This is a genomic window from Monashia sp. HAY1-2A, assembly GCF_056755315.1.
In genome coordinates this window covers 1-1,834 of the sequence record NZ_JBNDHY010000285.1, presented here as the reverse complement: position 1 = coordinate 1,834, position 1,834 = coordinate 1, and the positions used below count along the sequence as shown (strand labels likewise).

Here is a 1,834-nt window from a genome sequence, read left to right as displayed (position 1 = left end):
CCCTACATCTACCAGGGTGAGGAACTGGGCATGACCAACATGCCGGTGATGTCCATAGACTCGTTCCGAGACGTCGACTCGATCAACTTCTACGCGAGTGCGATCAACGAGCGAGGAATGACTTCGGATGAAGCGCTGCAAGTCCTTCGTCACAAGAGCCGGGACCACGCCAGGACGCCGATGCAGTGGACTTCAGGTCGGCACGCTGGTTTCACCGACGGCAAGCCTTGGTTACCCGTCAACCCCAACTACGTCTGGCTGAACGCCGAGGCGCAGAAGCGGGGGCCTAGATCCGTGTACCACTTCTATCGCGCGCTCATTCGTCTGCGCCACACCGAGGATGCGCTGATCAACGGCACCTTCACGATGCTCCTAGATGATCACCGGTCGCTCTACTGTTTCGAACGGCGACTAGGTTCCCGTCGAATACGAGTCGTAGCAAACCTCAGCAGCGAGAAGGCGGAGGTCGGTGAGCTCTCGGCGTGGGAGACGTGCCCCCTTCTATCGAACTACTCTGACACCGAGGCCGGGTGGCTCCGGCCATGGGAGGTCAAGGTGCTTCGCATTGAACACTAGATCAGGCGATGCACGGCCTGTCGTCCAAGCGCACGCCGCGATGCAGGAGAGCAGTGTGCGCCGAGCCCCCGTACAGAGAATGGCTGAGGTGTTCCGTCCGGCCTACCACTACACGGCCGAGAAGAACATGATCAACGACCCAAACGGTCTGGTGTACTTCAACGGGGTTTTTCATCTCTTCCATCAGTACAACCAACACGAGGTCGTTCATTGGGGACATGCGGTGAGCAGCGACCTCGTGCATTGGGAGCATCTGCCGCCGGCGATCTATCCCGATGCCAATGGGCAGATCTACTCGGGAACCGCAGTCGTCGACGTCAGGAACACCAGCGGGCTCGGCGTCGACGGCGGCGACCCGCCATTTCTTGCCTTCTTCACTCACGCGGCCCACCAGGACGGGACCCAATCACAATCCGTAGCCTTTAGCAACGACCGTGGCCTCACCTGGACCATGTACGCCGAGAATCCGGTACTGCCGAACCCTGGCATACCTGATTTCCGCGACCCGAAGGTGCTGTGGCACGGGCCAAGCCAGAGGTGGGTCATGGTGGTCGTCGCCGGAGATCACGTTGAGTTCTTCCAATCTGAGAACCTCCTTGCCTGGACACCGACCTCGGCGTGGGGCAGCGAGAACGGATGCCACGACGGTGTTTGGGAGTGCCCGGACCTGTTTGAGCTTCCGGTCGATGACGGAAGCGGCACAAAGTGGGTGCTCTCTATCAGCATTGATCGTGGCGCCCCCGCTGGCGGATCAGGGATGCAGTACTTCGTAGGCGACTTCGATGGGCACTCGTTCCGCAGCGCCGACCCCCCAAGCGCAGTGCTATGGCAAAACTGGGGCAAGGACTACTACGCGGGGATCACATGGGAGAACGTGCCGAGCGCCGACGGCAGGCGGTTGATGATCTCTTGGGCCGACAACTGGCTCTATAGGTTTGATCTGCCCACCACTCCCTTCAACGGCCAACTCACCCTTGTTCGTGAGTTGAGTCTTGCATCGACGCCTGAAGGACCAAGGCTGCGCGTTCGACCAGCCGCCGAGGTCGAGCAGCTGCGCGGCCCACGGATGCAATGGCCGGCGGTTGTCGTGGACAGCCATGACCAACCCCGGGCGTTCAACGTGGGTTCGAGTTATGAGGTCGAGGCGACATTCGATCTTGCGCGGTCTACGGCGAAGGAGTTCGGCCTGCGAATCCGGGTAGGCGACGGAGAGCAGACGCTGGTCGGGTATGAACCCTCTCGTGGCGCGGTGTATGTC

Annotated in this window: 2 protein-coding genes; both read left to right on the top strand. The window is 60.8% G+C overall.

Going from position 1 to position 1,834, the window contains the following annotated elements; all coding sequences use genetic code 11:
* The coding region (locus ACPYOM_RS21820; protein ID WP_481347564.1) for an alpha-amylase family glycosyl hydrolase at positions 1-576 on the top strand (576 nt) is incomplete at its 5' end.
* A gap of 79 nt (positions 577-655) precedes the next feature.
* A partial coding sequence (locus ACPYOM_RS21815) for a glycoside hydrolase family 32 protein (RefSeq protein WP_481347563.1) occupies positions 656-1,834 on the top strand: 1,179 nt, incomplete at its 3' end.